This window comes from Streptomyces sp. NPDC088747 (genome assembly GCF_044751025.1).
Classification (GTDB): Bacteria; Actinomycetota; Actinomycetes; order Streptomycetales; family Streptomycetaceae; genus Streptomyces.
This window is the reverse complement of the sequence record NZ_JBIVKZ010000019.1, coordinates 1-25,208: the sequence shown is the minus strand read 5'-3', so window position 1 is coordinate 25,208 and position 25,208 is coordinate 1. Positions and strand designations below refer to the sequence as shown.

The 25,208-nt window shown below is 72.8% G+C and carries 22 protein-coding genes, 1 tRNA gene and 1 pseudogene; 12 read left to right on the top strand and 12 right to left on the bottom strand.

Going from position 1 to position 25,208, the window contains the following annotated elements; genetic code table 11:
- Positions 1-130: 130 nt before the first annotated feature.
- Complete coding sequence (locus ACIP79_RS34385) at positions 131-928, top strand: VOC family protein (protein WP_401229774.1); 798 nt, start codon at positions 131-133, stop codon at positions 926-928.
- A gap of 88 nt (positions 929-1,016) precedes the next feature.
- Positions 1,017-2,012, top strand: coding sequence for an NAD-dependent epimerase/dehydratase family protein (locus ACIP79_RS34380; protein WP_401229771.1), 996 nt, complete (start codon positions 1,017-1,019; stop codon positions 2,010-2,012).
- A 306-nt stretch (positions 2,013-2,318) separates the two neighbouring features.
- Here the strand turns inward: ACIP79_RS34380 and ACIP79_RS34375 are convergent, their stop codons facing one another.
- Positions 2,319-3,431 carry a sensor histidine kinase gene (locus ACIP79_RS34375; RefSeq protein WP_401229768.1) on the bottom strand — a complete coding sequence of 371 codons (1,113 nt, stop codon included), beginning with the start codon at positions 3,429-3,431 and terminating at the stop codon, positions 2,319-2,321.
- A gap of 2 nt (positions 3,432-3,433) precedes the next feature.
- The gene (locus ACIP79_RS34370) at positions 3,434-4,207 is read right to left on the bottom strand and encodes a response regulator transcription factor (RefSeq protein ID WP_401229765.1); all 774 of its coding nucleotides are present in this window, start codon (positions 4,205-4,207) and stop codon (positions 3,434-3,436) included.
- A gap of 103 nt (positions 4,208-4,310) precedes the next feature.
- Here ACIP79_RS34370 and ACIP79_RS34365 point away from each other — a divergent pair, with 103 nt between their 5' ends.
- The 3 genes and pseudogenes from ACIP79_RS34365 to ACIP79_RS34355 all read left to right on the top strand — a co-directional run.
- Positions 4,311-5,060 carry a glycosyltransferase family 2 protein gene (locus ACIP79_RS34365; protein ID WP_383687210.1) on the top strand — a complete coding sequence of 250 codons (750 nt, stop codon included), beginning with the start codon at positions 4,311-4,313 and terminating at the stop codon, positions 5,058-5,060.
- Entirely contained in the window at positions 5,057-5,674 is a 618-nt protein-coding gene (locus ACIP79_RS34360) for a DUF2064 domain-containing protein (RefSeq protein WP_401229762.1), read from the top strand. The genes ACIP79_RS34365 and ACIP79_RS34360 overlap by 4 nt, the downstream gene beginning before the upstream one ends.
- A pseudogene (locus ACIP79_RS34355) lies at positions 5,671-6,858 on the top strand (hypothetical protein); the annotation flags it as partial. The gene ACIP79_RS34360 and the pseudogene ACIP79_RS34355, both read left to right, overlap by 4 nt.
- Positions 6,859-7,052: 194 nt before the next feature.
- Here the strand turns inward: ACIP79_RS34355 and ACIP79_RS34350 are convergent.
- Both ACIP79_RS34350 and ACIP79_RS34345 read right to left on the bottom strand, forming a co-directional pair.
- Positions 7,053-7,520, bottom strand: a complete 468-nt coding sequence (locus ACIP79_RS34350; RefSeq protein WP_387179802.1) for a hypothetical protein — start codon at positions 7,518-7,520, stop codon at positions 7,053-7,055.
- Positions 7,521-7,549: 29 nt separating this feature from the next.
- Positions 7,550-8,782, bottom strand: a complete 1,233-nt coding sequence (locus ACIP79_RS34345; protein WP_401229759.1) for a molybdopterin-dependent oxidoreductase — start codon at positions 8,780-8,782, stop codon at positions 7,550-7,552.
- A 113-nt stretch (positions 8,783-8,895) separates the two neighbouring features.
- On the opposite strand from ACIP79_RS34345, the gene ACIP79_RS34340 reads away from it, so the two are divergent.
- Positions 8,896-10,233: a hypothetical protein gene (locus ACIP79_RS34340; RefSeq protein WP_401229756.1), complete on the top strand. Its 1,338-nt coding sequence runs from the start codon at positions 8,896-8,898 to the stop codon at positions 10,231-10,233.
- A 164-nt stretch (positions 10,234-10,397) separates the two neighbouring features.
- A complete protein-coding gene (locus ACIP79_RS34335; protein WP_401229754.1) occupies positions 10,398-12,212 on the top strand; it encodes an ABC transporter ATP-binding protein in 1,815 nt (604 codons plus the stop codon).
- Between the two features lie 33 nt (positions 12,213-12,245).
- Here the strand turns inward: ACIP79_RS34335 and ACIP79_RS34330 are convergent, their stop codons facing one another.
- Together ACIP79_RS34330 and ACIP79_RS34325 are read right to left on the bottom strand one after the other, a co-directional pair.
- A complete protein-coding gene (locus ACIP79_RS34330) occupies positions 12,246-12,782 on the bottom strand; it encodes an NUDIX hydrolase family protein (RefSeq protein WP_383688100.1) in 537 nt (178 codons plus the stop codon).
- A 116-nt stretch (positions 12,783-12,898) separates the two neighbouring features.
- A complete protein-coding gene (locus tag ACIP79_RS34325) occupies positions 12,899-13,450 on the bottom strand; it encodes a YceI family protein (RefSeq protein WP_401229751.1) in 552 nt (183 codons plus the stop codon).
- Between the two features lie 144 nt (positions 13,451-13,594).
- On the opposite strand from ACIP79_RS34325, the gene ACIP79_RS34320 reads away from it, so the two are divergent.
- The 4 genes from ACIP79_RS34320 (at position 13,595) to ACIP79_RS34305 (ending at position 16,072) form a co-directional block, all read left to right on the top strand.
- Positions 13,595-14,179: a MarR family winged helix-turn-helix transcriptional regulator gene (locus ACIP79_RS34320; RefSeq protein ID WP_401229748.1), complete on the top strand. Its 585-nt coding sequence runs from the start codon at positions 13,595-13,597 to the stop codon at positions 14,177-14,179.
- A gap of 93 nt (positions 14,180-14,272) precedes the next feature.
- Positions 14,273-15,046, top strand: a complete 774-nt coding sequence (locus ACIP79_RS34315; RefSeq protein WP_387179819.1) for a sulfite exporter TauE/SafE family protein — start codon at positions 14,273-14,275, stop codon at positions 15,044-15,046.
- Between the two features lie 44 nt (positions 15,047-15,090).
- Positions 15,091-15,834 carry a cobalt-precorrin-6A reductase gene (locus tag ACIP79_RS34310; RefSeq protein WP_401229745.1) on the top strand — a complete coding sequence of 248 codons (744 nt, stop codon included), beginning with the start codon at positions 15,091-15,093 and terminating at the stop codon, positions 15,832-15,834.
- 61 nt (positions 15,835-15,895) lie between these two features.
- A complete protein-coding gene (locus ACIP79_RS34305; protein ID WP_401229743.1) occupies positions 15,896-16,072 on the top strand; it encodes a hypothetical protein in 177 nt (58 codons plus the stop codon).
- Positions 16,073-16,153: 81 nt separating this feature from the next.
- Here the strand turns inward: ACIP79_RS34305 and ACIP79_RS34300 are convergent, their stop codons facing one another.
- From ACIP79_RS34300 to ACIP79_RS34290, 3 genes are all read right to left on the bottom strand, one after another.
- Complete coding sequence (locus ACIP79_RS34300) at positions 16,154-18,271, bottom strand: MDR family MFS transporter (protein WP_401230068.1); 2,118 nt, start codon at positions 18,269-18,271, stop codon at positions 16,154-16,156.
- A gap of 52 nt (positions 18,272-18,323) precedes the next feature.
- Positions 18,324-19,094 carry a precorrin-6A synthase (deacetylating) gene (gene cobF, locus ACIP79_RS34295; protein WP_401229740.1) on the bottom strand — a complete coding sequence of 257 codons (771 nt, stop codon included), beginning with the start codon at positions 19,092-19,094 and terminating at the stop codon, positions 18,324-18,326.
- A 93-nt stretch (positions 19,095-19,187) separates the two neighbouring features.
- Entirely contained in the window at positions 19,188-19,712 is a 525-nt protein-coding gene (locus tag ACIP79_RS34290; RefSeq protein ID WP_401229737.1) for a DUF309 domain-containing protein, read from the bottom strand.
- A gap of 100 nt (positions 19,713-19,812) precedes the next feature.
- Here ACIP79_RS34290 and ACIP79_RS34285 point away from each other — a divergent pair.
- Positions 19,813-19,886 (top strand) — tRNA-Pro (locus ACIP79_RS34285).
- Between the two features lie 114 nt (positions 19,887-20,000).
- Here the strand turns inward: ACIP79_RS34285 and ACIP79_RS34280 are convergent.
- The 3 genes from ACIP79_RS34280 to ACIP79_RS34270 all read right to left on the bottom strand — a co-directional run.
- Positions 20,001-20,312, bottom strand: coding sequence for a hypothetical protein (locus ACIP79_RS34280; RefSeq protein ID WP_401229735.1), 312 nt, complete (start codon positions 20,310-20,312; stop codon positions 20,001-20,003).
- A 256-nt stretch (positions 20,313-20,568) separates the two neighbouring features.
- The gene (locus tag ACIP79_RS34275; RefSeq protein WP_401229732.1) at positions 20,569-22,128 is read right to left on the bottom strand and encodes an FAD-dependent oxidoreductase; all 1,560 of its coding nucleotides are present in this window, start codon (positions 22,126-22,128) and stop codon (positions 20,569-20,571) included.
- On the bottom strand, positions 22,121-25,208 hold a 3,088-nt coding region (locus ACIP79_RS34270; RefSeq protein WP_401229729.1), incomplete at its 5' end, for a KR domain-containing protein. The genes ACIP79_RS34275 and ACIP79_RS34270, both read right to left, overlap by 8 nt.

Genomic DNA, 25,208 nt, shown 5'->3' with positions numbered 1-25,208 from the left:
CGAGCGCCCGTAGCGCCTGGCCGCCGGAAATCGGTGAGAAGGGGTGCCGCCCGGACGGGCCTTGTCCGACGGCGGTTGTCAGTGCCGGGTGTCACGCTGTGGTCCTGGAGAACCTGCGAAGGGAATCGCTGTGATCACCACTGACTTCGAACCCGGCACCCCCTGTTGGCTCGACCTCGGGGTACCCGACGTCCCGGCCGCCGCCGCGTTCTACGGCGCGGTGCTCGGCTGGGACTACGAGTCCATGGGCGAGGCCGAGGAGGGAGAGGGCGGGATGTTCCGGAAGGACGGCAAGATCGTCGCCGGACTCGGCAAGCTCACCGAGGAAGGAGCCCGCCCGGCCTGGATGATCTACTACAGCGTCGCCGACGCGGCCGCCACGACGCAGGCCGTGGAGCGCGCGGGCGGCACGGTGCGGGTGGCGCCGATGGACCTCGACGGCTGGGGCCAGATGGCGCAGTACACCGACCCGTCCGGCGGCCAGTTCGCCGTCTGGCAGCCGGGCAAGACCAAGGGCGTCGAGCTGGTGGAGCAGCCGGGCTCACTGACCTGGACCGAGCTCTACACGAGCGACGCCGCGGCCGCCAAGGAGTTCTACGGCGGCGTCCTCGGCTGGCAGTTCAGCGACACGCAGATGCCGGGCGACGGCGGGACGTACACCCTCGTCACTCCCGCCGGGCTGCCCGAGGAGCGCATGCACGGCGGCATCGTGGAGCTCAGCACCGAGGACCTCGCCCTGGCGGGCGGGCGGCCGTACTGGCACCCGGTCTTCGCCGTCACCGACTGCGACGCCGCGGTCGCCAAGGTCTCCGAGAACGGCGGCAGCGTGCAGATGGGACCGGCGGACGTCGAGGGCGTCGGCCGGCTTGCCGTCTGCCTCGACCCGTCCAACGCGGACTTCGTGGTCCTCGCCCCCTCGGAGAGCTGACCGCCGCGTCCGCCGAGGTCTTACGGACCGGTGACGTGACGGGCGCCGTGCCGCCGCACGGTGCCCGCGCGGGTCTAGCGTTCCCACCATGCGAGTACTGGTCACCGGCGCAGCCGGGTTCATCGGATCCCATGTCGTCGAGGCACTCACCGCGAGGGGGCACGAGACCGTCGGGTTCGACCTGCGCGACGGCTCGGACGTGCGCCGCGCCGAGGCGGTCGCCGCCGTCCTGCCGGGCGTCGACGCGGTGTGCCACCAGGCCGCGATGGTCGGACTGGGGACGAGTTTCGGCGACGCGCCCGACTACGTCTCCCACAACGACCTCGGTACGGCGGTGCTGCTCGCCGCGATGGCCGACGCGGGGGTACGGCGACTGGTGCTCGCCGGGTCGATGGTCGTGTACGGCGAGGGTTCGTACGCGTGTGACCGGCATGGAGTGGTGCGGCCCGGACCCAGGAGCGTCAAGGACCTGGAAGGCGGTCGCTTCGAGCCCACGTGCCCCGGGTGCGGACGGGAGTTGAGGCCGGGCCTGGTCGGTGAGGACGCCCCGGTCGACCCGCGGAACGTGTACGCGACGACCAAGCTCACCCAGGAGCACCTGTCGGCGGCATGGGCCCGGTCCACGGGCGGTTCGGCGGTCTCGCTGCGCTACCACAACGTGTACGGGCCAGGGATGCCGCGCGACACCCCGTACGCGGGCGTCGCCTCCTTCTTCCGGTCCGCGCTGGCCCGCGGCGAGGCCCCGCGCGTCTTCGAGGACGGCCGTCAGCGACGGGACTTCGTGCACGTACGGGATGTGGCCGCCGCCAACGTCGCCGCGCTGGAGGCCGAGCCCGAGGAGGGAGCGCTGACCACGTACAACACCGGGAGCGGGCAGCCGCACACGGTCGGCGGGATGGCCTCGGCGCTGGCCTCCGCCCACGGGGGCCCCGAGCCCGTCGTGACCGGCGAGTACCGCCTCGGCGACGTACGCCACATCACGGCCGACTCGTCCCGGCTGCGGGCGGAGCTGGACTGGAAGGCCGAGGTCGGGTTCGCGGAGGGCATGCGGGAGTTCGCGACGGCGAAGCTACGAGGGGAGTAGCGCACCGCGCGCCTCGGGCTCGCCGGGGAGCCGGTGGATCCCGGGAAGCCGGTGCACACCGGGCGTGTGGTGCACCGAGCGCGTGGGCTGCGTCCGCGTTATGTGGTGCACCCAGCGCGTGGGCTGCACCCGCGTTATGCGGTGTACCCAGCGCGTGGGCTGCGCCCGTGTTACGTGGTGTACCCAGCGCGTGGCTGCGCCCGCGTTATCTGGTGCACCCGCGCATCTCACGCACCAGGCCCACGTCGGGGGTCGATACGTCGGTCCTCGCACCCCGCGCCTCCGTGCCCGCCCCCAACCCCCCGTTCACGCCTCGGCCGTAGGCAGTGTGACCTCGAATCGGCAGCCGCCGGGGACGTTGTGCACGGCGGCCTGCCCCCGGTGGGCCTCCACGATGCCCCGGACGATCGCGAGGCCGAGCCCCGCGCCGGCGGGAGGCGTCCGCGCGTGCGTGCCCCGCCAGCCGGTGTCGAAGACGCGCGGGAGATCCTCCTCGGGAATGCCCCCGCAGCCGTCGGTGACGGACAGCACGACACCCGTCTCCGACCGTTCGGCGGCGATCGCGACCGTGCCGTCGGCCGGTGTCCGCCGGATCGCGTTGACCAGCAGATTGCCCAGGACGCGGCTCATCTCCTTGCCGTCCACCTCGACGGGCACCGGCTCGATGCGGTCGCCGACCAGCCGTACGCCGTGCTCGCGGGCGAGCGGGTCCGCCCCCGCGAGTGCGTCGCCGACGAGGTCGTACAGCGAGATCCTGGAGGGGGAGAGCGCGAGCGCCCCGGCGTGTATGCGGGACAGCTCGAACAGGTCGCCGACCATGTCGTTGAGGCGCTCGACCTCGGTGCGGATCTGGCGGAGGTAGCGGTCCGGGTCGGCCGCGACGCCGTCCTCCAGGGCCTCCGACATCGCGCGCAGTCCGGCGAGCGGCGTGCGCAGGTCGTGCGAGATCCACGCGACGAGCTCGCGCCGCGAGGTCTCCAGAGCGCGCTCACGGTCCCTGGACTCGGCGAGCTTGGTACTGGTGGAAGCCAACTCCCGGCTCAACGCGGTGAGTTCGGCGATCGCCGGGCCGTCGGGGGCCGCGAAGTCGCCGTCGTCGCCGAAGGACCGGGCCGCGAGGGTGAGCGCCCGGCTGCGGGTGACGACCCAGTGGCCGAGGAGAAGCGCGGTCGCCAGGGACACCACGGCCGCCATCGCGACGACCGTGGTCACCACGGACAGGTCGTGCGAGGACAGGAACATCGCCCAGGCCACGGCCAGCGTCCCGGCGAGCATCGCGGTCACGGCGACGGCGGCCACGACGGCGAGGGAGGCGGTCAGCGACCGCCGCCGGATCAGCCAGAGCACACCGGCCCCCAGCAGCCCCGCGGCGGCGGCCCCGAGAAAGGCGTAGAGAGCGATGAGGAGCATGTCCCGCATGGTCAGACCGCCTCTTCGCGGGGCGTGGCGTCGAAGCGGTAGCCGACGCCCCACACCGTCTGGATCAGCCGCGGTCTCCCCGGATCGTCCTCGACCTTCCCCCGTAGCCGGCGCACATGGACCGTGACCGTCGAGAGGTCCCCGAAGTCCCAGCCCCACACCTCACGCATCAGGTCCTCCCTGCTGGCCGCCCGCCCGGGATGGCGGAGGAAGAACGCGAGGAGGTCGAACTCCCGGATGGTGAGGGCGAGTTCGGTACCGTCCTTGGTCGCGCGCCGGGCCGCCGGGTCGACGGTGAGACCCGCCGCGTGGAGCGTGCGGACATCGGTCGCGGGCCGCGTGCGGCGCAGCACCGACTCCACCCGGAGCACCAGTTCCCGGGGGCTGAACGGCTTCGTGACGTAGTCGTCGGCGCCGACCTCGAGACCGAGGATCCGGTCGTCCTCGTCGCCGCGGGCGGTGAGCATGATGACGGGCACGGGCCCACGCGCCCGCAACCGTCGGCACACCTCCAGACCGTCCATTCCCGGCAGCATCAGGTCGAGCACCACCATGTCCGGCCAGTGCGCGGCGGCCCGCGCGAGCGCGGCGGGTCCGTCGGCGGCCCGGTCCACGGCGTACCCGGCGCGGTCGAGATAGCCGGAGACGACCTCGGCGACCGTCGGATCGTCGTCGACGACGAGGACGCGCGTCGTCGCTCCGGACCCGCCCGGGTTCATGTCCCCATGGCCGCCCGGAGTACGTCCGGCACCTGGGGGTTCGTACGGCTGCTGCATGCCTCCAGCCTCCCACCGGCTCAGCCCCGGTGCCGCCGGCGTGGCTCGACGTCCGTGTTTCGTAAGGACGCCAAGCCCGATATGTGCCCTTCGCGTTCGTAAGGTGAAAGCCGTGACTGCAAACCCAGCCCTTCCCCTTCCCCCGGCGGACCCGGAAGTCGACGTGGTCCTCCCCTGTCTGAACGAGGCCGAGGCGCTGCCCTGGGTGCTGGCCCGTATCCCTCCGGGCTGGCGCGCGCTGGTCGTGGACAACGGATCCACGGACGGCTCGGCGGAACTGGCCCGCGGCCTCGGTGCCACCGTCGTGCGCGAGGCGCGCCGGGGGTTCGGCGCCGCCTGCCACGCCGGGCTGACGGCCGCCACCGCGGAGTTCGTGTGCTTCTGCGACTGCGACGCCTCGCTCGACCCGTCGCTCCTCGTCCCGTTCGTGAGCGAGGTCAGGGACGGGAGGGCGGATCTCGTGCTCGGGCGGCGCCGTCCCCAGGGGAGGGGTGCCTGGCCCGTGCACGCCAGGGCCGGCAACCTCGCCCTGGCGCGGATGCTGCGCCGCCGCACCGGGCTGCGCCTCCACGATCTCGGTCCGCTCCGTGCGGCCCGCCGCGAGGATCTGCTCGCCCTCGACCTCACCGACCGCCGCAGCGGCTACCCGCTCCAGATGGTCGTGCGCGCCGCCGACGCAGGCCGGCGCGTCACCGAGCACGACGTGCCGTACCTCCCGCGCAGCGGCGCGTCCAAGGTCACCGGTACCTGGCGCGGCACCTGGCAGGCGGTACGGGACATGCGCCGGGTCCTGGCCGAAGCGCCGGCGCCGGTCCTGGCGGACGCCCCCTCCCAGGGAGGAGCCGCCCTGTGAACACCCTGCTCGTCATCGCCAAGGAGCCGGTGCCCGGTCGGGTGAAGACCCGGCTGACGCCGCCATTCACGCCCCGGGAAGCGGCACTGCTCGCCGAGGCGTCCCTCGTGGACACCCTGCGCACGGTGGCGGCGACGCCCGCGGCACGGCACGTCCTGGTGCTCGACGGAACTCCGGGCTCCTGGCTGCCGCCCGGCTTCGACGTCGTACCGCAGTGCGCGGGAGGTCTGGACGAGCGGCTCGCCGCCGCCTTCGCGGGCTGCGAAGGGCCCGCGCTGCTCATCGGCATGGACACACCCCAGGTGACGCCCGAGCTTCTCACCGTGGACTTCGCGGACTGCGACGCGTACTTCGGACCTGCCGAGGACGGCGGGTTCTGGGCGCTGGGGCTCGCCACTCCCGACCCCGAACTCCTGCGCGGCGTACCGATGTCGACGCCGCACACGGGCGCCGTGCAGCGAGCCCGCCTCACGGCGGCGGGCCTGCGTGTCCGCGATCTGCCCACCCTCCGGGACGTCGACACGGCCGCCGACGCGCAGGCGGTCGCCACGGCCGCGCCCCACAGCCGGTTCGCCACCGAACTGACCCGCCTGCGGGCGGTGAGCCACCGATGAGCACCGACACCGGGGCTCATGCCGGGTCCGTCGACGCCGGGGCTCATGCCGTCTCGGTTGGGCCCGGGGCTCATGCGGCGTCGGCCGGGTCCGGGACTCACGCCGGGTGCGCCACCCCCGCCGCCGCTCACGTCGCGTCCGCCGCCCTCGGGTCTCACGTCGCGTCCGTCGACACCGGCGCTGACGCCGCGCCCGTCGCCGCCGCTCATGCCGCGTCCGCCGCCCCCGGGTCTCACGTCGCGCCCGCTGGCACCGGCGCTTACGTCGCGCCCGCTACCCCCGGGTCTCACGTTGCGTCCGTCGGCACCGGCGTTTACGCCGCGCCCGCTGGCACCGTGGCTCATGCCGCCCCCGCCACCCCCGAGTTTCACGCCGCGCCCGTCGGCACCGCCGCTCACGCCGCGTCCGCCACCCCCGGGTCTCACGTCGCGCCCGCTGGCACCGGCGCTTACGCCGCGCCCGTCGGCACCCTGGCTCATGCCGCCACCGCCACCCCCGGGTCTCACGTCGCGCCCGCTGGCACCGGCGCTTACGCCGCGCCCGCCGGCACCGTGGCTCATGCAGCCCCCGCCACCCCCGGGTCTCACGCCGCGCCCGCCGACACCGTGGCTCACGCCGCCCCCGCCGCCCCAGGCGCTCACCCCGCCCCCACCCGGCGGGTTCCCTCACCGCCATCGCCCCAGCCCGCCCCGGTCCCCGTCCCCGTCCCCGGCGGGCCCCGCTCCCGGTCCCAACAGCCTCGACGCCGTACGCCGGACACGTCTGAGGAGGACTCCTCCGGGCCCTGGTCCGCGGACCCGTATTCCGACGCGCTTCGCACCGGGCGGGGACCCCTCTATCTCCGCCGTCCCGACGGCTGGTTGCTTCCCCTCGACGTCGAGCGGTGGTGCGCGCGGGCGGACGCGGCGGACCTGGAGGCCCTGCGGCGGTGCGAGGGTGCCGTGCTCGACGTGGGGTGCGGGCCGGGGCGGCTCGTCGCCGCGCTCGCTGCGCTCGGCCGGCCCGCGCTGGGGGTCGACGTGAGCGAGGCTGCCGTCGCCCACACGGTGCGGCTCGGCGGACAGGCCCTGCACCGGTCGGTCTTCGAGCCGCTCCCCGGCGAAGGCCGCTGGGACACCGCTCTCCTCGTCGACGGCAATGTCGGCATCGGCGGCGACCCGGCCGCCCTGCTCCGGCGGATCTCCCAACTCCTGTGTCCCGGAGGCCTGTTGATCGTCGAGGCCGTTCCGGACGTGGACGTCGACGAACGCGTCCACGTCCACGTGGTGCGCGTCATCGACGCCCATGCCGGCGCCGCGGGCCCGGGTTTTCCCTGGGCCCGCCTCGGCGCCCCGGCCCTGCTGAGGCACGCGGCGCGCACGGGCTGGCGCCCGGACGGTCAGTGGGAGGCGGGCGGCCGGTCCTTCGTCGCCCTGCGCAACCGCAGCACCAGCAGTACCGCCGAGCCCCCGAACAGCGCCGCCGTGATCAGCAGCCAGCGGGACAGGAACCCGTCGCCCGACAGGGTGGTCGCCGACCGGTAGTGGTCCGCGACCTGCCCGCTGATCAGCGGAAACCACACCAGCAGCAGGAGGCCGGAGAGCGCCGCCGGTACCCGGACGAAGACCGTCCATCCCCGGCGGCCGACCACTCCGAGCGCCCGTGAGAGCGCACGGTCCGCCCCCGCGTACAGCGGCACCAGCACCAGGTCGTGCAGCACCGCCGCGCCCACGAACCACAGCGCCACCCCGAACCAGTCGTCCGCGAGCAGCCGCACCCCCGCGTATCCGGCGAGCGCGAACGAGCAGGCCAGCAGCAGGAGTTGCAGCGGGCTGCCGATGACATCCGCTCCGAAGCGTCGGCGCATCTCAGCTCTCCTCACAGGTTTCACGGTTCTCACAGGTCCCCGAACGTCATCCGGGCCACCCACTTGGTGTTGAGCACGCCGGGCGCCGCCGGGACGATGAGCCGCGCCGGGTACCCGTGGTCGGGGGAGAGCGGCGCGCCGTTGACGAACAGGGCGAGCAGCGAGTCCGGATCCCCCACCTGGTTGTCACGCAGGGCCGCGCGCCGGAAGGCCCCGTGCCGCTGGAGCGACTCCACCAGCACGTCGGGTGCCCGCTCATGGCCCACGAGCCGGGCCAGATCCCGCAGCCGCACCCCTCGCCAGAGCTGGTCGGAGGTCGACCACCCCTCCACGCACGCGATGGGCAACTCGGCGCTGTGCAAGGGTAGTCGAAGCAGTTCCTCGCGGCTCAGACGGACGGTGCGCCCGCGCCCCTCGACGACCAGCCGCCAGGCGTCCGCACTCGTCTCCGTCGCGCTGATCCCGCGCGACCTCGCCGTCTTGTTGATCTGGAACGCGCCGGGCCCGGACCCCGGTTCGGGACCGCCGTGCGGCGCCAGCAGGGCCGTCTCCCGCACCGGCCCGTCGAAGCCGCGGCCCGCCGTAGTGGCGAACAGCAGCAGCGATCCACCGCCGACGAACGCGAGGGCACCACGCCGCGAGACGGTGGGCTCGGCGGGGTCGGGGGACACCAACTCGTCGTCCACCGGTGGTTGTTCGTCCCGCAGGTGGCGAAGGTTGCGCAGAGCGGTCGGCACCCGCAGCACCGCGTGTGTCACGAACGCGGCGAAGAACACCCAGGCCCCGTAGAAGTGCAGCGGGTAGAAGGAACCGGGGAAGAGGTAGTCGAGCTGGACGTTCAGCACGCCCGTCGTGAACTCGAAGAGGGCGCCGCCCACCAGCAGAAGCAGGGAGACCCGCTCCAGCGCGTGCGCGAGGGACCGCGCAGGCGGCAGCGCGAACAGCTTCGGCACCACCGACCACAGTTTGGCCAGCAGCACGGGGATCAGCGTGATGCCGAGCGTGACGTGGACGCCCTGCGTGAGGCGGTACAGCCAGCGCGGATCGGTCGGCCACGAGAAGAGATAGAAGCCGAGCAGACCCTTGCCGGGCGTCATGTCGTTCACCGGCGACAGCCCCGGGTTGTAGGCGGCGTACGACAGCAGACCGGTCAGGAACAGCACCGTGATCCCGCCGAGCAGCACGATGCCGAGTACGGAGGTGAACCAGGTGCCGCGCAGCGGGCTGCGCCAGAAGGCGGGGGAGGAAGGGGACCGTGGCATGCCCCGACCGTAGGCGCGGGACAGCCCCCGAACGGCTCCGCGAACCATGACGAAACTCTGACGTCCACCCCGGTGGCGGCCTCGGCGGCCGGACCCCGACCTAACGTGCTGGTGTGAACCGCGATCTCCTCCGTGACCTGTCCGCGGCCCTGGCCGCCGCGCTGCTGGTGCTGGCCGCCGCGCTGGTCGGCACCGCCATCCAGCACTCCGACGGAACGCTCCACGTCGGCTGGCCGCCGCTGTACTCCACCTGGGATCCGCACGTCGGCCCCGGCACCCCGGCCGCCGTCGTGGTGGCCGTCGCGGTCATCGCCTACGGCCCGCTCGTCGCCGCCCGGCTGCCCTGGCGCGCACTGCTGCCGAGCGTCTGGGGCACCGGCACGGTCTGGACGTTCTCCCTCGCCCTCGTCGACGGCTGGCACCGCGGAGTCGCCCGGCGGCTGACGACCAGGTACGAATACCTCCAGGTCATCGACCGCTTCCAGGACATCCCGTACACCCTGCGCGACTTCACCCGGCACATCCTGATCGGATCCCCCGACCACTGGCCCGCGCACGTCGCCGGACACCCCCCGGCCGCCACCCTCACCTTCGTCCTCCTCGACCGCGTCGGTCTCGGCGGCGGGGCCTGGGCGGGCGTCTGGTGCGTCACCGTAGGCGCGACGGCGGCGGTCGCCGTGCTCGTCACCGTACGAGCGCTGTCCTCCGAGGCCCTCGCCCGCCGCGCCGCGCCCTTCCTCGTGCTTGCTCCGGCCGCCGTCTGGATGGGGACCTCGGCGGACGGCTACTTCGCCGCGGTCGCCGCCTGGGCCGTCGCGTTCCTCGCCCTGGCGGTCACCGGACACCGGCCGCGGACCACGGGCCTGGCCTCCGGACTCCTCTTCGGCCTCACCGTGTATCTCTCGTACGGGCTGACCCTGTTCGTGGTGATCGCGGCGGCGGCCCTGCTGCTGGGTACGCGCAGACTGGCCCCGCTCCCGTACGTGTTCGCCGGGGCCCTCGTCGTCCCGCTCGCGTTCACCCTCGCCGGCTTCGACTGGTGGGAGGCGTACCGGCTGCTGGTGACGCGCTACTACCAGGGCGCGGGCGGCATCCGGCCGTACAGCTACTGGCTGTGGGCGAACCTCGCGTGCAGCGTGCTGATCGCGGGCCCGGCGACGGTGGCGGGACTCCGGCGGGCCGGCGCAGCCACCCTGCACAAGGACCTCCGCGCCCGCCTCCGCGCGCCCGGTCCCGAACTCCGCCTCGCCCTGCTCGTACTCGCCGCCCTGCTCGCCCTCCTCGTCGCCGACCTCTCGGGCATGAGCAAGGCCGAGACGGAACGCATCTGGCTGCCGTTCGTGATGTGGCTGCTCGCCTCCTGCGCCTTCCTCACCCGCCCCCGAGCCTGGCTCGCGGCCCAGGCGACCCTCGCGCTGCTCATCAACCACCTTCTCCTGACCGGCTGGTGACGGTGCGTCGGATCCAGGCACGGGCGGCCGACCGATGGCCGAGAAAAACGCTTGGACCGCGCACGCCGCGCCACGGGACACTTCGACTCCTGGCCTGCTCGTACCCGCACGTCCGCGTCGCCGCCCGCCCGCGGACTGCCGTACTACGGACACACGGGGTGGGGATGGAATCGTCAGAACCACGCGAGGCGCCGCCGGGCAAAGGCCCGGTGCTCCTCGCACTTCGTTACTACTTACGGGAGTTGACCCGGCTTCGACGGCTGGCGCTCCCCGCGCTACTGCTGCCGGCGCTGGGCAACATCGGCCTCAACTACGTCGCGCCGCTCGTCGTCGCCAAACTGGTCGGCCGCATCGCGGACGACTCCGGCATCGGTGTCGGCTCGATGCTGCCCTACGTACTCGCCTTCGCGGGCATCCTGTTGTTCGCGGAGACGCTGTGGCGCATCGGCCTGCACTGCCTGAACCGGGTCGACGCCCTCGGCATCGAGCACCTGTACGTGATCGGCATGGACGAACTCTTCGCCAAGGACGCGGCGTTCTTCCACGACAACTTCGCCGGATCGCTCACCAAGCGGGTACTGAGCTTCGCCTCCCGCTTCGAGGAGTTCGTCGACACCATGACGTTCCAGGTCGTGGGCAGCTTCGTACCGCTGGCGTTCGGCTCCGTGGTGCTGTGGCTCTACGAACCGCTGCTGGTGGTCGGGCTGTTGGTGATGATCGCGCTGACGGCGGTGTGCGTGGTGCCCCTCATCCGGCGCCGTCAGGCGCTCGTCGACCAGCGCGAGGAGGCGATCGCCCGGGTGTCGGGGCATGTCGCCGACAGCCTGATGAACATGGACACCGTCCGCGCGTTCGCCGCGGAGGAGAGCGAGGCCGCCGAACACCGGTCCCGCGTCGCGGTGTCACGCCGCCTGACGCTCAGGTCGTGGGACTACGGCAACCTGCGCATCGACACCCTGGTCGCCCCGATGTCCGTTCTGACCAACGCACTCGGCCTGCTGCTCGCGGTCGCGCTGGGCGGCGGCGGCAACGGCGTCGAGTCGGTCGTCGTCGCCTTCATGTACTACTCCAACGCGACGCGGATCATGTTCGAGTTCAACCAGATCTACCGGCGTCTGGAGAGCTCGATGACGGAGGCCGCGCAGTTCACCGAACTGCTGCTGACCCCGCCGACCGTGCTCGACCCGCCGACGCCGGAGCCGCTGCGGTCCCGGGCCGCCGACGTCCGGTTCGAGGCGGTGACCTTCGCCCACGCGGGCGCGCGACCGCTCTTCGAGGGGCTCGACCTCGCCGTCGCCAGCGGGGCGAAGATCGGACTGGTCGGCCGGTCGGGCGGCGGCAAGACCACCCTCACCAGGCTGCTGCTGCGGATGACGGACATCGACACCGGCCGGATCCTGATCGGGGGACAGGACATCAGCAGAATGCGCCAGGCCGACCTGCGCGGTCTGACCGCCTACGTGCCGCAGGACCCGGCGATGTTCCACCGCACCCTGCGGGACAACATCGCCTTCGCCCGGCCCGGCGCCACCGACGCCGAGATCCGCCGCGCGGCCGACGCGGCACACGTCACGGAGTTCGCCGACGCCCTGCCGGAGGGCTTCGACACCATGGTCGGCGAGCGCGGTGTGAAGCTGTCCGGCGGACAGCGCCAGCGGGTCGCACTCGCCAGGGCGATCCTGCGCGACGCGCCGATCCTGCTGCTCGACGAGGCGACCAGCGCCCTCGACTCCGAGAGCGAGGTCCTCGTCCAGGCGGCGCTGTGGCGGCTCATGGAGGGCCGCACAGCGCTCGTGGTGGCCCACCGCCTGAGCACGGTCGCCAACATGGACCAACTCGTCGTCCTGGACCGCGGCCGGATCGTCGAGCAGGGCACCCACCGGGAACTGCTCGCCTCGGAAGGCGCCTACGCGAAGCTGTGGCAGCACCAGTCGGGAGGCTTCCTCGACGACAGCCCCGCACCCGCCGACCTGCACTGATGCCACCACAACGAGCTCGCCGGGCGACCCCGGTCAGGACAGGCAGCCCACATGCGCCAGGGCCTGCTTGAGCAGAACTCCCTGGCCGCCCGGCATCTCGTTCTGCACCACCGGGGAGGAGGCCTCCTGCGGGCTGAACCAGACCAGGTCGAGAGCGTCCTGCCGGGGACGGCAGTCGCCGGCCACCGGGACGATGTAGGCGAGCGACACCGCGTGCTGGCGGGGGTCGTGGAAGGGAGTCGTCCCCTGCGTCGGGAAGTACTCGGCGACGGTGAAGGGCTGCGGGGAGGCCGGGATCCGGGGCAGTGCCACCGGGCCGAGGTCCTTCTCCAGGTGACGCATGAGGGCGTCCCTGACCCGCTCGTGGTGCAGCACCCGGCCGGAGACGAGGGCACGGCTGACCGTCCCGTCGGATCCGATGCGCAGCAGCAGTCCGATGCTGGTCACCTCGCCGTTGTCGTCGACGCGCACCGGCACGGCCTCGACGTAGAGGATCGGCATACGTGCGCGCGTCAGCTCGAGATCATCGGAACTCAGCCAGCCGGGCGTGGTTTCGGTCGTGTCAGCCATTGGTTGATCGTACTTTCCATGACTGCCCCTTGGTGCGCGCCGCTCCAGGTCAGACCCGCCAAGTCGACCGTGACCCGCACCACTTCCGGGCCCACGGGGGCGTGGCCGGTTCCGGCTCAGGAGGCCTGGCGGGTGAAGCGCGCGACGATCGTGACCGAGGTCAGGGGCTTGAGCATGTTGGCCTGGTTCCACGTCATGCCGAAGTCCTTGCGGTCCACCGGGATTTCCGCGGTGAGGGTGACCGCGTCCGCCGAGGCCTCGGAGGCCGCCGCGACGAAGGAGAGCGCGCGGTTGACGCCGCGCACGGTCAGCTCGCCGGTGACCTGGGCGGTGCCCTCCGCCGTCGGGGTGGCGCCGGTCGCGGTGAAGACGAGCGTGGGGTGCGTCTCGACGTCGAAGAAGTCCGCGGAGCGCAGGTGCTTGTCGCGCTTGGCGTTCTTGGTGTCCAGGGAAGCGGCGTCGATCGTGACGCTGCCGTGCGCGCCGCCCGCGGCGAGCACCTCGCCCTCGCCGCTGACCTTGGTGAAGACGCCCTTGACGTTGACGAGGCCCCACATCGTCCGGTTCTCGAAGCGGACCGTCGTACGTGCCGGGTCGAGTACCCAGCGGCCCGGTCCCACGTCCGAGAGCGGGACGGCGGAGGTGGAGTTCGAGGTGGTGTCGGACATGGCGTGCCTTTCCTGAGCGGTTCGGGGAATTAGTTTGGGGGACAAATATATTGCGAGCTATTAGGTAGCTCGCGAGATAATAGCTGGCCGGGGTACCCTCGGCAAGCAGGTCGGAACAGGGATCGGGAAGACGGGAGCCGGCACATGGGGGAGTCCCAGCAGGCGGCGGGACGAGTCGAGTGGCCGTCCCCGGGGCAGTGCCCCGGCACCGGGACGAGCGGGTGCCCCAGCGCCGAGGAGACCGAGCTGCTCCAGCGCTGGAACTCACTGGCGACCGGTTTCCGGGATCTCACGGACCAGCTCCTCGCGGACGCGCAGCGCGAGATCGGTCTGCCGCCGTCGCTGCTGGAGGTGCTCTGCTTCCTCGCCACCGCTCCTGAGCAGGCGGCCCCCATGCGGCTGGTCGCCCAGTCACTCGGGTTCTCCACCGCGGGGACGACCGGAGTGGTCGACAGGCTGGCCGACGCCGGACTGGTCGAGCGCCGGCCGTCGAGCTCGGACCGCCGGGTGACGTACGCCGCGCTGACCCCGCTGGGCCGCGAGAGGGCCACGGCCACGGCCAGGGTCTTCGCCGACTCGGTGCGCCGCCGTGTCGTGGAACCGCTGGGCGACGAGGGTTTCGCGTCACTCGCCGGCGCCTTCGCGAGCCTGGAGCTCGCGGGGGACCCTCTCACCGGCGGCGGTGTGTCGACGCGCTCAGCCGGAGAGGCCACCCCCGAGAGCGGGTGACGACAAGGGCCGTGCCCCACCAGATCCTCAGGGGCCAGTGGGCGAGACGGTCCTTACGCGAACGAGATGCGTGGGCATAGCATCGGTCCCCGCATGAACACGATGACGCTCTGGCACATATCCGTCTGGGAGTTCGCCGCTCTCGCCGCCGCGGCGCTGCTCGTCGGTTTCTCGAAGACCGCCGTGAGCGGGGCCAACACGGTCAGCCTCGCGATCTTCGCCGCCGTGCTGCCCGCCCGCGCCTCCACGGGGGTGCTGCTGCCCATCCTCATCGTCGGCGACGTACTCGCCGTGCTCACCTACCGGCGCCACGCCCACTGGCCCACGCTCTGGCGGCTGTTCCCGGCGGTCGCCGCCGGAGTCGTCCTTGGCACCCTGTTCCTGGTGTGGGCCGACGACCAGGTCGTACGGACCTCCATCGGCGCGATCCTGCTGCTGATGGCCGCGGTCACCCTCTGGCGCAGACGGTCGGCCGGCAAGGACGACGAACCCGACTCGGTGGCGACGCGCACGGGCCGGATCAAGGCCCGCTCCTACGGCGTGCTCGGCGGCTTCACCACGATGGTCGCCAACGCTGGCGGCCCCGTGATGTCCATGTACCTCCTGTCGGCGGGCTTCCGGAAACTCGGCTTCCTCGGCACCTCCGCCTTCTTCTTCCTGATCGTCAACGTGTCGAAGGTGCCGTTCAGCGTGGGCCTCGGCCTGATCGACGGCAACTCGCTGCTCCTGGACGCGGCGCTGGCCGCCTTCGTGCTGCCCGGAGCCGTCCTCGGCAAGTGGGCCGTGAACCGCATCAACCAGCGGCTCTTCGAACGGCTGGTGATCGCCGCGACGATCGTGGGCGGGGCCCAGCTGCTGCTGCGCTGACCGCCGTCGGCGCCGAGGAACGGCATGCCCGTACGCTCGACGCCATGCCCCACGTCCTGGTCCTCGGCGGCACCACCGAGGCACGAGAACTCGCCGCCCGGCTGACCGCGTCCCCCGGAGTGCGGGTCACCACCTCGCTCGCGGGCCGGGTCTCCCGGCCCGGTGAGCTCGACGGGGAGGTACGGATCGGGGGATTCGGCGGCGCCGACGGCCTGGCCCGCTGGCTGCGCGAGCATCGCGTGGACGCGGTGGCCGACGCGACGCACCCGTTCGCGACGGGCATCACCGCGAACGCGGCCCTCGCCGCGGCGGCGACAGGCGTCGCCGCCGTGGTGCTGCGCCGCCCCGGCTGGCACCCCGGCCCCGGCGACCGATGGCACTCGGCGGCCTCCCTCACCGAAGCCGCCGCGCTGCTCCCGGAGTTGGGCCGACGCGTCTTCCTCACCACGGGCCGCTTGGGCCTCGCGGCCTTCGCGGACCTGCCCCGACTCCACTTCCTCGTACGGTCGGTGGAGGCGCCCGAACCCCCACTGCCCCCGGACGTCGAGGTGTTGCTGGCGCGCGGCCCGTACACGGTGGAAGGCGAGACGACCCTGCTGCGCGAGCATCGCATCGACGTGCTCGTGACCAAGGACAGCGGGGGAGCGGCGACCGCGGCAAAACTCACGGCCGCGCGTGACCTCGGGCTCCCGGTCGTCGTCGTACGCCGCCCGCCCCTCCCGGACGGCGTCAGCGCGGTCCCGGACGTCGCGTCGGCGCTGGCCCGGCTGGACCTCGGGGCGCGTTGACGGGGGGGTCGTCGTGCGCACGCGCGCTGCCGGGCGGGTCGTCCGGCCAGCGTGTGCTGACGTGCGGGTGTGCCCGGTCCGTCAGGCCGAGGTGCTGGACGTCAGCTCCGGCTGCCGGGTGGACGGGAGGCCGCTGCTCAGGTCCGCGCGTGACCTCGGGCTCCCCGTCGTCGTACGCCGCCCGCCCCTCCCGGACGTCGCGTCGGCGCTGGCCCGGCTGGACCTCGGGGCGCGCTGACGGGCGGGTCGCCGTGCGCACGCGAGCTGACGGGCTGGGCGTCCGGCCAACGTGCGCTGACGGGCGGGTGGGCCCGGCCCGTCAGGCCGGGGTGCTGGACGTCAGCTGCGGCTGCCGGGTGGACGGGAGGCCGCTGCTCAGGTCCTCGACCAGCAGTCGCTTGGCGATCGAGTCGACGGCGGCGCGCAGGTCGTCGCCCGACGGGCGGCCGAGATCCCGCTCCACACGTCCGGCGAGCCAGGTTCCCCACGCCTCGCCCAGAACCCGCGCCTCCCGCTCACCCGCGGCGGTGTGCGAGAAGAGCGAGCCGTCGCGGGTGAGGTAGCCCTCGTCGACCATGCGGTCGAAGACCGGTACCAGGACCTCGGGGGGCAGTCGGCGCCGGGCGGCGATCAGCCCGAGACTGGCGTGACCGACCATCCGGGTGAACAGCTCCACCTGCATCACCGCCCACGCCCCGGCGACATCGAGCCGGGTGTCGGACTCCGTGACGATCCGGCGCGCGGTGTCCATCTCCGTACCGCCGATGATCTTGCCGACGGTGGCCTCCAGGACCCGCCGAGAATCGGCGCTCGACGGGGACGCGAAACCCTCGCCCATGTCGGTCGAACCCATCCGCGCGCTGTCGCGAAGCTGCACCTGCTTGAGGAAGAGCGCCACGAGGAAGCCGAGGCACGCGACCGGCACCGTCCAGAGGAAGACGGTCTGCAGGGTGTCCGCGTACGCCCCGACGATGGGCTCGGCCGCCTGCGCGGGCAGCCTGTGCAGCCCTTCCGGGCTCTGCGAGGCCTGCGCGACCGCGGCCGGATCCGCCGCACCGGTCCGGGTGGCCTCGGCGACCCCGTCGGAGAGGTTCGGCTTCAGCGAGTTGGTGTAGATCGTGCCGAAGACGGCCGTCCCGAAGGAACTGCCCAGCGTACGGAAGAAGGTGACGCCGGAAGTCGCGGTGCCGAGATCGCCGTAGACCACGGTGTTCTGCACGGCGATTGTCAGCACCTGCATGCACAGACCGATCCCGGCGCCGAGCACGAACATGTACAGCGACGCCAGCCACGCGCTGGTGCCCGGACCCATCAGTGAGAGCAGATAGAGACCCAACGCCATCACCAGCGAGCCGATGATGGGAAAGACGCGGTACTGGCCGGTCTTGCTGACCACGTTGCCGCTGAAGACGGAGGCGATGAGCAGGCCGATCACCATGGGCAGCGTGCGGACACCGGAGACCGTGGCCGAGTCGCCGTCGACGTACTGGAGGTAGGTGGGCAGGAACGTCATCGCGCCGAGCATCGCGAAGCCCACGATGAAACTGAGGATCGAGCAGACCGTGAAGACGGGGTTGGCGAACAGGCGCATCGGCAGGGTCGGCTGGGCCGCGCGCGTCTCGACCCAGCAGAAGAGGCCGAGCGAGACGACACCGGCCACGAACAGGCCGATGATCATGCCCGAGTCCCAGGCGTACTGGTTGCCGCCCCAACTCGTCGCCAGAATGAGCGCGCTGGCCCCGATCGCGACGAACGCGATACCCAGATAGTCGATCACGGGGCGGACCGCCGACTTCACGACGGGGATGGTGCGGGCCGCGGCGATGACGACGACGACCGCGATCGGCACGTTGACGTAGAAGGCCCAGCGCCAGGTCAGATGGTCCGTGAACAGGCCGCCCAGCAGCGGTCCGATGACGGTGGCCACACCGAAGACGGCACCGATCGCGCCCTGGTACTTGCCGCGCTCCCGCAGCGGGATGACATCCGCGATCAGGGCCATCGCGGTGACCATCAGACCACCCGCGCCGACGCCCTGGACGGCCCGCCAGATGATCAGCATCGTCATGTTCGCCGAGAGACCGCACAGGAACGAACCGGTGATGAAGATGATCGCGGAGGCCTGGAAGACCACCTTGCGGCCGAACAGGTCACCGAACTTGCCCACCAGCACCGTGGCCACGGTCTCCGCCAGCAGGTACGCCGTCACCACCCACGACATGTGCGCCGCGCCACCCAGGTCCGACACGATCGTCGGCAGTGCCGTGCCCACGATCGTCTGGTCGAGGGCCGCGAGGAGCATGCCCAGCATGATCGTCACGAAGACGACATTGCGGCGCCGCTTGTCCAGTACCGGCGGCGCGGATGCCTCCGCGGGGGGCAGCACGGATTCCTCGGTGGTCGTCACATTCGTCACTTTCACACCGGAGGGCGCCATGTGCATGCGGGACGACCCACCTGGCGTAGAGGCTCCGCCCTCCCCGGACGGACTACCCCTTCGGCCGCCTGCGCAGCAGGTACGTGTCCATGATCCACCCCTTGCGCTCCCTGGCCTCGGCGCGCAGCCGCTCGATGCGGGGCGCCGCCTCGGCCAGCGGACCGGAGACGAGGATCTCGTCCGGGGTGCCTATGTAGGCGCCCCAGTAAATGTCGATGTCCTCGTCCGCGTACCGCCGGAAGGACTGGTGGGCGTCGAGCATGACCACCACGTCGTCGACGCCCTCCGGGAAACCCTCGGCCAGGCGCCGTCCCGTGGTGATCTGGACGGGCCGCGCGACTCGGTTCAGCCCCGTACGGTGCCTGGCGACGAGCGCCGACACACTGCTGATCCCGGGCACCACGTCGTACGTGAACGACACGGCGCCCCGCTCCAGGATCTCCTCCAGGATCCCCAGTGTGCTGTCGTACAGCGAGGGATCCCCCCACACCAGGAACGCGCCGCTCTCGTCCTCGCCCAGTTCCTCGGAGATCAGCCGCTGGTAGATCTCGGCGCGGGCGCTGCGCCAGTCACCGACCGCGGGCGAGTACGCCGCGCCCCCTGCGGACCGGTCGCGGGCCGGGTCACGCGCCTCGACCAGCCGGTACGTCCCCTCCGGTATGTGCGCGTCGAGAATGTCGTGGCGCAATTGGACGAGGTCGGCCTTCACCTCGCCCTTGTCCAGGAAGAAGAACACGTCGGTGTCCCTCAGCGCCTTGACCGCCTGAAGCGTGAGCTGGTCGGGGTCGCCCGCCCCGATCCCGATGACATGAATCTTTCGCACACCCGGAGTCTGCCGCACGGCACTGACAGTGCGTCCACCGCACCCGGGCGCCCGCCGCGACGAAGCCGCCCCGGCGGGTGACCGGTAACCTCGTCAGGCTCCGCCGCCGCGCAGTCGCGGCGCCCACGCCGCCGCGCCGACCGCCGCACCGTCCCTCTCCACGACTCCCGCCAACTCCCGTGCCCAGGAGCTCAGTTCCGCGAGTGGCATGTCGTACGGGCGTGCCCGGCCGGAGTCCGAAACCCACTCCTCCAGTGCTCCTGCGCCGCGCCGCAGGAGCCGCGCGCCGCCCGTCACATTGCCTCTGGCGGCGTGCGTGAGCCCCACGGCGAGCTGGGCCAGCCCCCGCCACAGAGCACGCTCCTCGTCGGGGCCCGCCTTCCACGCGTCCTCGAAGACCTCGTGCGCGTGGAAGGGTTTCCCCTCGTCCAGCAGCGTCTGGGCCTCGGCGACGGTCTCCTCGGGGCTGCGCACCAGGCCCTCCGGCTGCCGTTCCACACCGTCCGTGCCGTACGGCATAGGGCGCCCCAGGCCATCACGCGGCCGGGCGTTGCGCGCCCGCCCGTCCGGATCCCGGTCCCGCCCGTCGTCCTGCCGAACCTCAGCTGTCCCGCTCATACCCCGATTGTCGCGCGAACGGCGTCCTTACGGAGCAGGCCCCCACGTGGGGTAAAGTTCTGCTTGCACGATCACGCGGGTCACCGCGGGTGAAGCGCATCGGGACGTGGCGCAGCTTGGTAGCGCACTTGACTGGGGGTCAAGGGGTCGCAGGTTCAAATCCTGTCGTCCCGACGGTGCGAAGGGTCTTCGCGGGCGAGAGCCTGTGGGGGCCCTTTTCGTGTGCGGGGGCCGGCGGCGACACCGGCGATCTGATGCCGAGGGAACCCCACCCACCTCACTCACGGCTCAGTTGTGGGGGCCGCGTCGGTCGCGAGGCAGGATCTCGTCGGTCATCCGGGCCACCTGTGCCCAGAACGCCTGGCTCGCCGGGGTGGAGTCGTTCGCCGACGGCACGCGCTCGGGGTGGCCGGGCAGCGTCGCGGGAGGCTCGGTGGGTCCGGCGGGGTGGGGAGGCCTCGACCGCCGGGACCGACCGGACGCCCGGGAACCCTGGTCGAAATCCGTGCCCCGGGGCGGGCGTTCTCCGGCGCTGAGCCGCCCGAACAGGACGAACGACTCCCACACTTGTGCCAGCAGCGCCCGCGCCCCGCGCCTCACGCGGCGCTGCCTTCTTGAGCCGGTCCCAAGGGTTCGCGACTCCGGAGGTGCGCGGGTGGGGCAGGGACGGGTGAACCGCCGTCGACGGCAGCCAGCGCTTCACCAGCAGGGGCGCCCTGGCCACCGCGTCCGGACCGGCCCCGGTGCTGCCCCGGTCCGGCCGCATTCGCTGTTCCCGCGGTGTCACCGGTGGCATCAGCGCCCTCGAACGCGACGAGGTTCGACCGCCTCTTCGTGCCGTGGCTCGACCGCGGCATCAGGCAGTCACCTCGGCGGTGTCCGCCAGGTCGGCCAGGAATCGCTCGGCGCCCTCCAGGGCGGCGGAGGTCGTGCCGCCGGCGGCCACGAACCCGTCGGGGCGTAGCAGCAGGAACCCCGGGCGGTGCCGGCCCACACGCTCGTGCGCCACCAGACCCGGCAGCCGGTCGGCGACGGCGGCCGCCGCCTGGTGCATGCGGTCGGCCCTGGCACCCGTGCTCAGCAGCCGGAACGCGGCCTGGTGCGCCGTGTCCCCGGCCGGCACGGTCACCCAGTGCGGCGCGCGCGAACCGGGGGGCGGCAGCAGGCGGTTCCCTTTCCCGGACCCGCCGGACCTTCCCTCCCCCCGCACCACCAGGCCCTCGGGGTAGCGCACCCGCCAGCCCGCCAGCAGCGGCACCAGTCGCCGCCTCAGCACCCCCGACGCCTCCAGGAAGCGCCAGGCGGCGTTCCGCAGCCGCGCCTGCGCCGGCTTGAGGGTGAACATGCGGGTGAAACGCCGGGTGTTGCGGACGACCAGCTCGGCGGCGTACCGGCGCTCGGCCTCGTAGGTGTCGAGGATCGCGGGGGCGAACCGGCCCTGGATCACGCCCGCCAGCTTCCAGGTGAGGTTGTGCACGTCCTGGAGGCCCAGGTTGAGGCCCTGGCCGCCGATCGGCGAGTGGGTGTGGGCGGCGTCGCCGACGAGGAAGCAGCGGCCCTGGCGCAGCCGCGTCGCGATCCGCTCCTGGCTGCCGAAGGTCTTGATCTCGTGCAGATCCTTCACCCGCGCCCCGGCCGGTCCGCGCTGGTCGAGCAGCGACTGCACGGTCTCGGGCGTCAGCGGCGTGTCCGGCGGCACGGGGGTGCCAATACGTGTGATGCCGCCCGCCAGCGGGGCGTAGACCATGGGTCCTGTGGAGCGCAGGAAGTAGTGGACGGCGCCGATCCCGGCGTCGCCGCCGTCCAGGTGGCCCTCGGCGGCGAGGTAGAGCGTCGGAAGCGTGACGCCGGGGAACTCGATGCCGAGCCGCTCCCGGACGGTGCTGCCGACGCCGTCGGCCGCGATCAGCCAGTCCGCCTCGATCAGCTCGGTGGTGCCGTCGGCCCCGAGAGCCTCCACGGTCACGGAGTCCTCGCCAGGCGACACGTCGGTGACCCGCGTGGCGCGCTCCACCCGGCCGCCCAGCTTCTCCAGTACGCCCTCCAGCAGTGCGCTGGTCTGCTCCTGGGGCAGCAGGAGTGCCTCGTTCTCCTGGCCGATGTCGTTGTGGAGGGTCCGGCCGCCGTCGAGGTGGTAGTGGAGGGAGCGGAGAGTGACGCCGCTCGCCTGGGCCTCGGCCAGTACGTCGAGGCCGCGCAGCACATCGAGTCCCAGCGGCCACAGCAGGATGGCGCGCGAGCCCTTGTTCGGCTCCGGCTCGCTCTCCAGCAGCCGGACGGAGACGCCGAGCCGCAGCAGCTCGCAGGCGGCGGCCAGTCCGCAGGTGCTGCCGCCGACGATCAGCACGGAGGGCCGTCGGGGCACGTCGTTCGTGTACCTCGTGTCACGGTCGTTCGTGTTCCTCGTGTCACTCATGGGCTTCCCCCAGCGTTGCGTCGAGCCAGTCGTGGATGGACCGTGCGGTGGTGCCGGCGTGCGCCTCGATGACGGAGAAGTGGTCGCCGGGGATGTCCACGCCCGCGCGCAGCAGCAGCGTGCGGGCCTTGACGGGCTCCGGTGTGACGTCCGTCAGCAGCCGTAGGTAGCCGCCCATCGCGGTGAGGCGGTCATCGTCCAGGACCAGGCCCGGGTCCACTCCGTCCGCGCCGCTCAGCTTGCCCAGGCGGCCCAGCAGCTCCGGCATCAGCCGGACCAGAAGCCGGCGGCTGAGCGGCGAGGTGTCGATCGCCGCCACCGCCACCGGGCCCTCGCCCGCGTCCTCCAGCCGTGCGGCTGTCGCCTGGGCCAGCAGGCCGCCCGAGGAGTAGCCGACGAGTGCGTACGGGGCGCCGTCGGCGTTGTGGCGTATCGTCGCGGCCGCCGCGTCGAGCAACGCGTCGAGGGTGGCGGGCAGCGGCTCGCCCGGCAGATAGCCGGGCAGCGGCAGGGCCCACACGTCGCGCTCGCCCGCGAAGTGCGCGGCGAAGCGCGCGAACTGGTGGGGGCCTGAGGTCGCCAGCACGGTCGGCAGGCAGAACAGCGCCGGGCCTCCGGAGCCCTCGGCCAGCCGCACCGGCTCCGGCATGGTGCCGGACAACGCCGGCCGGAAACGGGCGGCGTCGCCCAGCAGGTCCGTGAACTCCACCGTCGTTCCGGCGTCGAGCGCCCGGTGGAACAGGGCGGCGAACCCGGAAGAACCGGACCGCGGGCCGGGGGGCGGCGCCGTCACCGCCTCAGCGCCCGTGGGGAGTTGTGTGCCCAGGTGCTGGGCGACCGCCTCAGGGCTGCCGTTGCGGAACACGGCCTCGGGCCGCAGCCGCAGGCCGGTCGCCGCGGCGAGCCGGTTCCGCAGCTCCAGCGTCGTCAGCGAGTCCATGCCGAGTTCCAGCAGCCCTCGCCTCGGATCGACGGCCTCGCCGGAGGCATGCCCGAGTACGGCCGCCACCTCGCCCCGTACGAGGGTCAGCAACGCCTGCTCCCGCTCGGCCTCCGGCAACTCGGCCAGTCGCACCAGAGCCTGCCCGGCGCCGTCCGTCGCCTCGGCCGCACCGCCTCCGGCCGCCGCGCGCCGCCGCAGCCGTGCCACCTCGGGGATCTCCCGCAGCAGCGGGCTGGGCCGGGTCGCGGTGTAGCGGCGCAGGAAGCGTTCCCACTCCACGTCCGCGACGACCAGCGCCGTGTCCCGCCGCTCGACGGCCTCCTGGACGGCCAGCAGGGCAAGGCCAGAGTCGAGCGCCGGAAGCCCACGCTGTACGAGGCGTTCCCTGCGCGACTCCTCGAACTCCGCCTCCTCGGCGTCCCGCCCGGCATGCGCCCACGCGGTCCACCCCAGCGAGGTGGCGGGCAGCCCCAGCGTGCGGCGGTGCGCGGCGAGCGCGTCGAGGTGGGCGTTGGCGGCGGCGAAGGGCCCGAGGCCGACACCACCGCCGAGGGAGCCGGTGAAGGAGGAGAAGAGGACGAACGCCGCGAGATCGCGGTCCTTCGTCAGCTCGTGCAGGTTCCGCGCGGCGGTCGCCTTGGCCGCCAGCACCGCACGCAGGCGCTCGGGTGTGAACCCCTCGATCGGCCCCTCGTCCAGCAGTTCGCCGGCGTGGACGACGGCGGTCAGCGGCGCGTCGGCGGGGATCGCGTCCAGCAGGCGGGCCAACGCCTCCCGATCGGCGGGATCACACTCGGCCACGGTGATGTCGGCGTGCAGACCGGAGAGTTCGGCGGGGGTGGCGAATCCGGTCGCGGAGGCGGTGGTGAGCAGGACGCGTTCCGCGCCGTTCCCGGCCAGCCAGCGGGCGACGGCCAGCGCGGTGGGGCTGGTGCCGCCGGTGACGAGCACGGTGCCGTGGGGCCGGAACACCGCCGCGGCGGGGCGGGCGGGCGGCGGGGCGGGCACGAGGCGGCAGGCGAACGTGCCCGCCCCGCGCACCGCCACCTGGTCCTCATCGCCCTGGCCGCCCAGGATCCGAGGCAGCGCCGCCAGCTCGTCCGGCGTGCTCGGCGTCTCCGGTACGTCGATCAACCCGCCCCAGTTGTCGGGGTGTTCGAGCGCGGCGACCCGGCCCAGGCCCCACAGCTCGGCCCGCTCGGGGTGCCGGATCGGGTCGGAGTCACCGGTGGAGACCGCCCCCCGGGTCAGGAACCAGACCCGCCCACCGAGCCGCGCGTCGGCCAGCGCCTGGAGGAGGACGAGGGAGGACTCGGTGTCGGCGAGCAAGGAGAGCGTCCCGACGGGCTGGGACTCGTCGGTGGACTCGGCGGACTCGGCGGGCTGGGTGGCCTTGGTGGCCTTGACGGCCTCGCGTAGAGCCGCCGCGAGCTCGTCCCGCTTGCCGCGGGCGCGGACGCGCACGACGCGGGCGCCGGCCCGCTCCATCGCGGCCAGTACGGCGTTGTCCGCCTCCCCGCCGCCGTCCGGGGGCAGCACGGCCAGCCACGTCCCGGAGAGCGCGGCCTCGGGCAGGGTGACGGGCCGCCAGTCGAGGCGGTAACGCCAGGACTCCGCGCGTGATCGGGTGCGGCGCTCGCGGCGCCAGGCGGCGAGCGCGGGAACGAGGTCCGTCAGCGTCGCGTCGTCGCGGGTGCCGAGCATCCCGGCCACCTGATCGGGCGCGCCCTCCTCGACCACCTCCCAGAACCGCGCCTCCGTCGTGTCGGCCGGGGCGGCGGACTCGGGGGCGGTGGTGCTGATCCAGTAGGTGTGGTGCTGGAAGGGGTAGGTGGGGAGGTCGGCGGTTGGTCCGTCGTGGGGGGTGGGGGTGACGTGGTGTCCGAGGATCCAGGCGCGGCCCAGCCCGGCGAGGAAGCGGCCGGCGGTGCCGTCGTCGCGGCGCAGGCTCGTGAGGATGTGCACGTCCACGTCGGTGTCGCCGACGTGCGGGGCCAGTACGGGGTGGGCGCTGGTTTCGATGAAGGTGTGGTGGCCGTCGGTGATGAGGTTGTTGATGGTGGGGTGGAAGGCGACGGGTTGGTGGCAGTTGTCGTACCAGTATTGGGGGGTGAGTTTTTCGCCGGGGTGGGGGTGG

Excerpts from the sequence above, each read along its gene's own strand:
- ACIP79_RS34380 (WP_401229771.1), top strand. The coding sequence starts at position 1,017 with ATGCGAGTACTGGTCACCGGCGCAGCCGGGTTCATCGGATCCCATGTC.
- ACIP79_RS34375 (WP_401229768.1), bottom strand. The coding sequence starts at position 3,431 with ATGCGGGACATGCTCCTCATCGCTCTCTACGCCTTTCTCGGGGCCGCC.
- ACIP79_RS34370 (WP_401229765.1), bottom strand. The coding sequence starts at position 4,207 with ATGCAGCAGCCGTACGAACCCCCAGGTGCCGGACGTACTCCGGGCGGC.
- ACIP79_RS34350 (WP_387179802.1), bottom strand. The coding sequence starts at position 7,520 with ATGCGCCGACGCTTCGGAGCGGATGTCATCGGCAGCCCGCTGCAACTC.
- ACIP79_RS34345 (WP_401229759.1), bottom strand. The coding sequence starts at position 8,782 with ATGCCACGGTCCCCTTCCTCCCCCGCCTTCTGGCGCAGCCCGCTGCGC.
- ACIP79_RS34335 (WP_401229754.1), top strand. The coding sequence starts at position 10,398 with ATGGAATCGTCAGAACCACGCGAGGCGCCGCCGGGCAAAGGCCCGGTG.
- ACIP79_RS34330 (WP_383688100.1), bottom strand. The coding sequence starts at position 12,782 with ATGGCTGACACGACCGAAACCACGCCCGGCTGGCTGAGTTCCGATGAT.
- ACIP79_RS34325 (WP_401229751.1), bottom strand. The coding sequence starts at position 13,450 with ATGTCCGACACCACCTCGAACTCCACCTCCGCCGTCCCGCTCTCGGAC.
- ACIP79_RS34320 (WP_401229748.1), top strand. The coding sequence starts at position 13,595 with ATGGGGGAGTCCCAGCAGGCGGCGGGACGAGTCGAGTGGCCGTCCCCG.
- ACIP79_RS34315 (WP_387179819.1), top strand. The coding sequence starts at position 14,273 with ATGAACACGATGACGCTCTGGCACATATCCGTCTGGGAGTTCGCCGCT.
- ACIP79_RS34310 (WP_401229745.1), top strand. The coding sequence starts at position 15,091 with ATGCCCCACGTCCTGGTCCTCGGCGGCACCACCGAGGCACGAGAACTC.
- ACIP79_RS34300 (WP_401230068.1), bottom strand. The coding sequence starts at position 18,271 with ATGGCGCCCTCCGGTGTGAAAGTGACGAATGTGACGACCACCGAGGAA.
- ACIP79_RS34290 (WP_401229737.1), bottom strand. The coding sequence starts at position 19,712 with ATGAGCGGGACAGCTGAGGTTCGGCAGGACGACGGGCGGGACCGGGAT.
- ACIP79_RS34275 (WP_401229732.1), bottom strand. The coding sequence starts at position 22,128 with ATGAGTGACACGAGGAACACGAACGACCGTGACACGAGGTACACGAAC.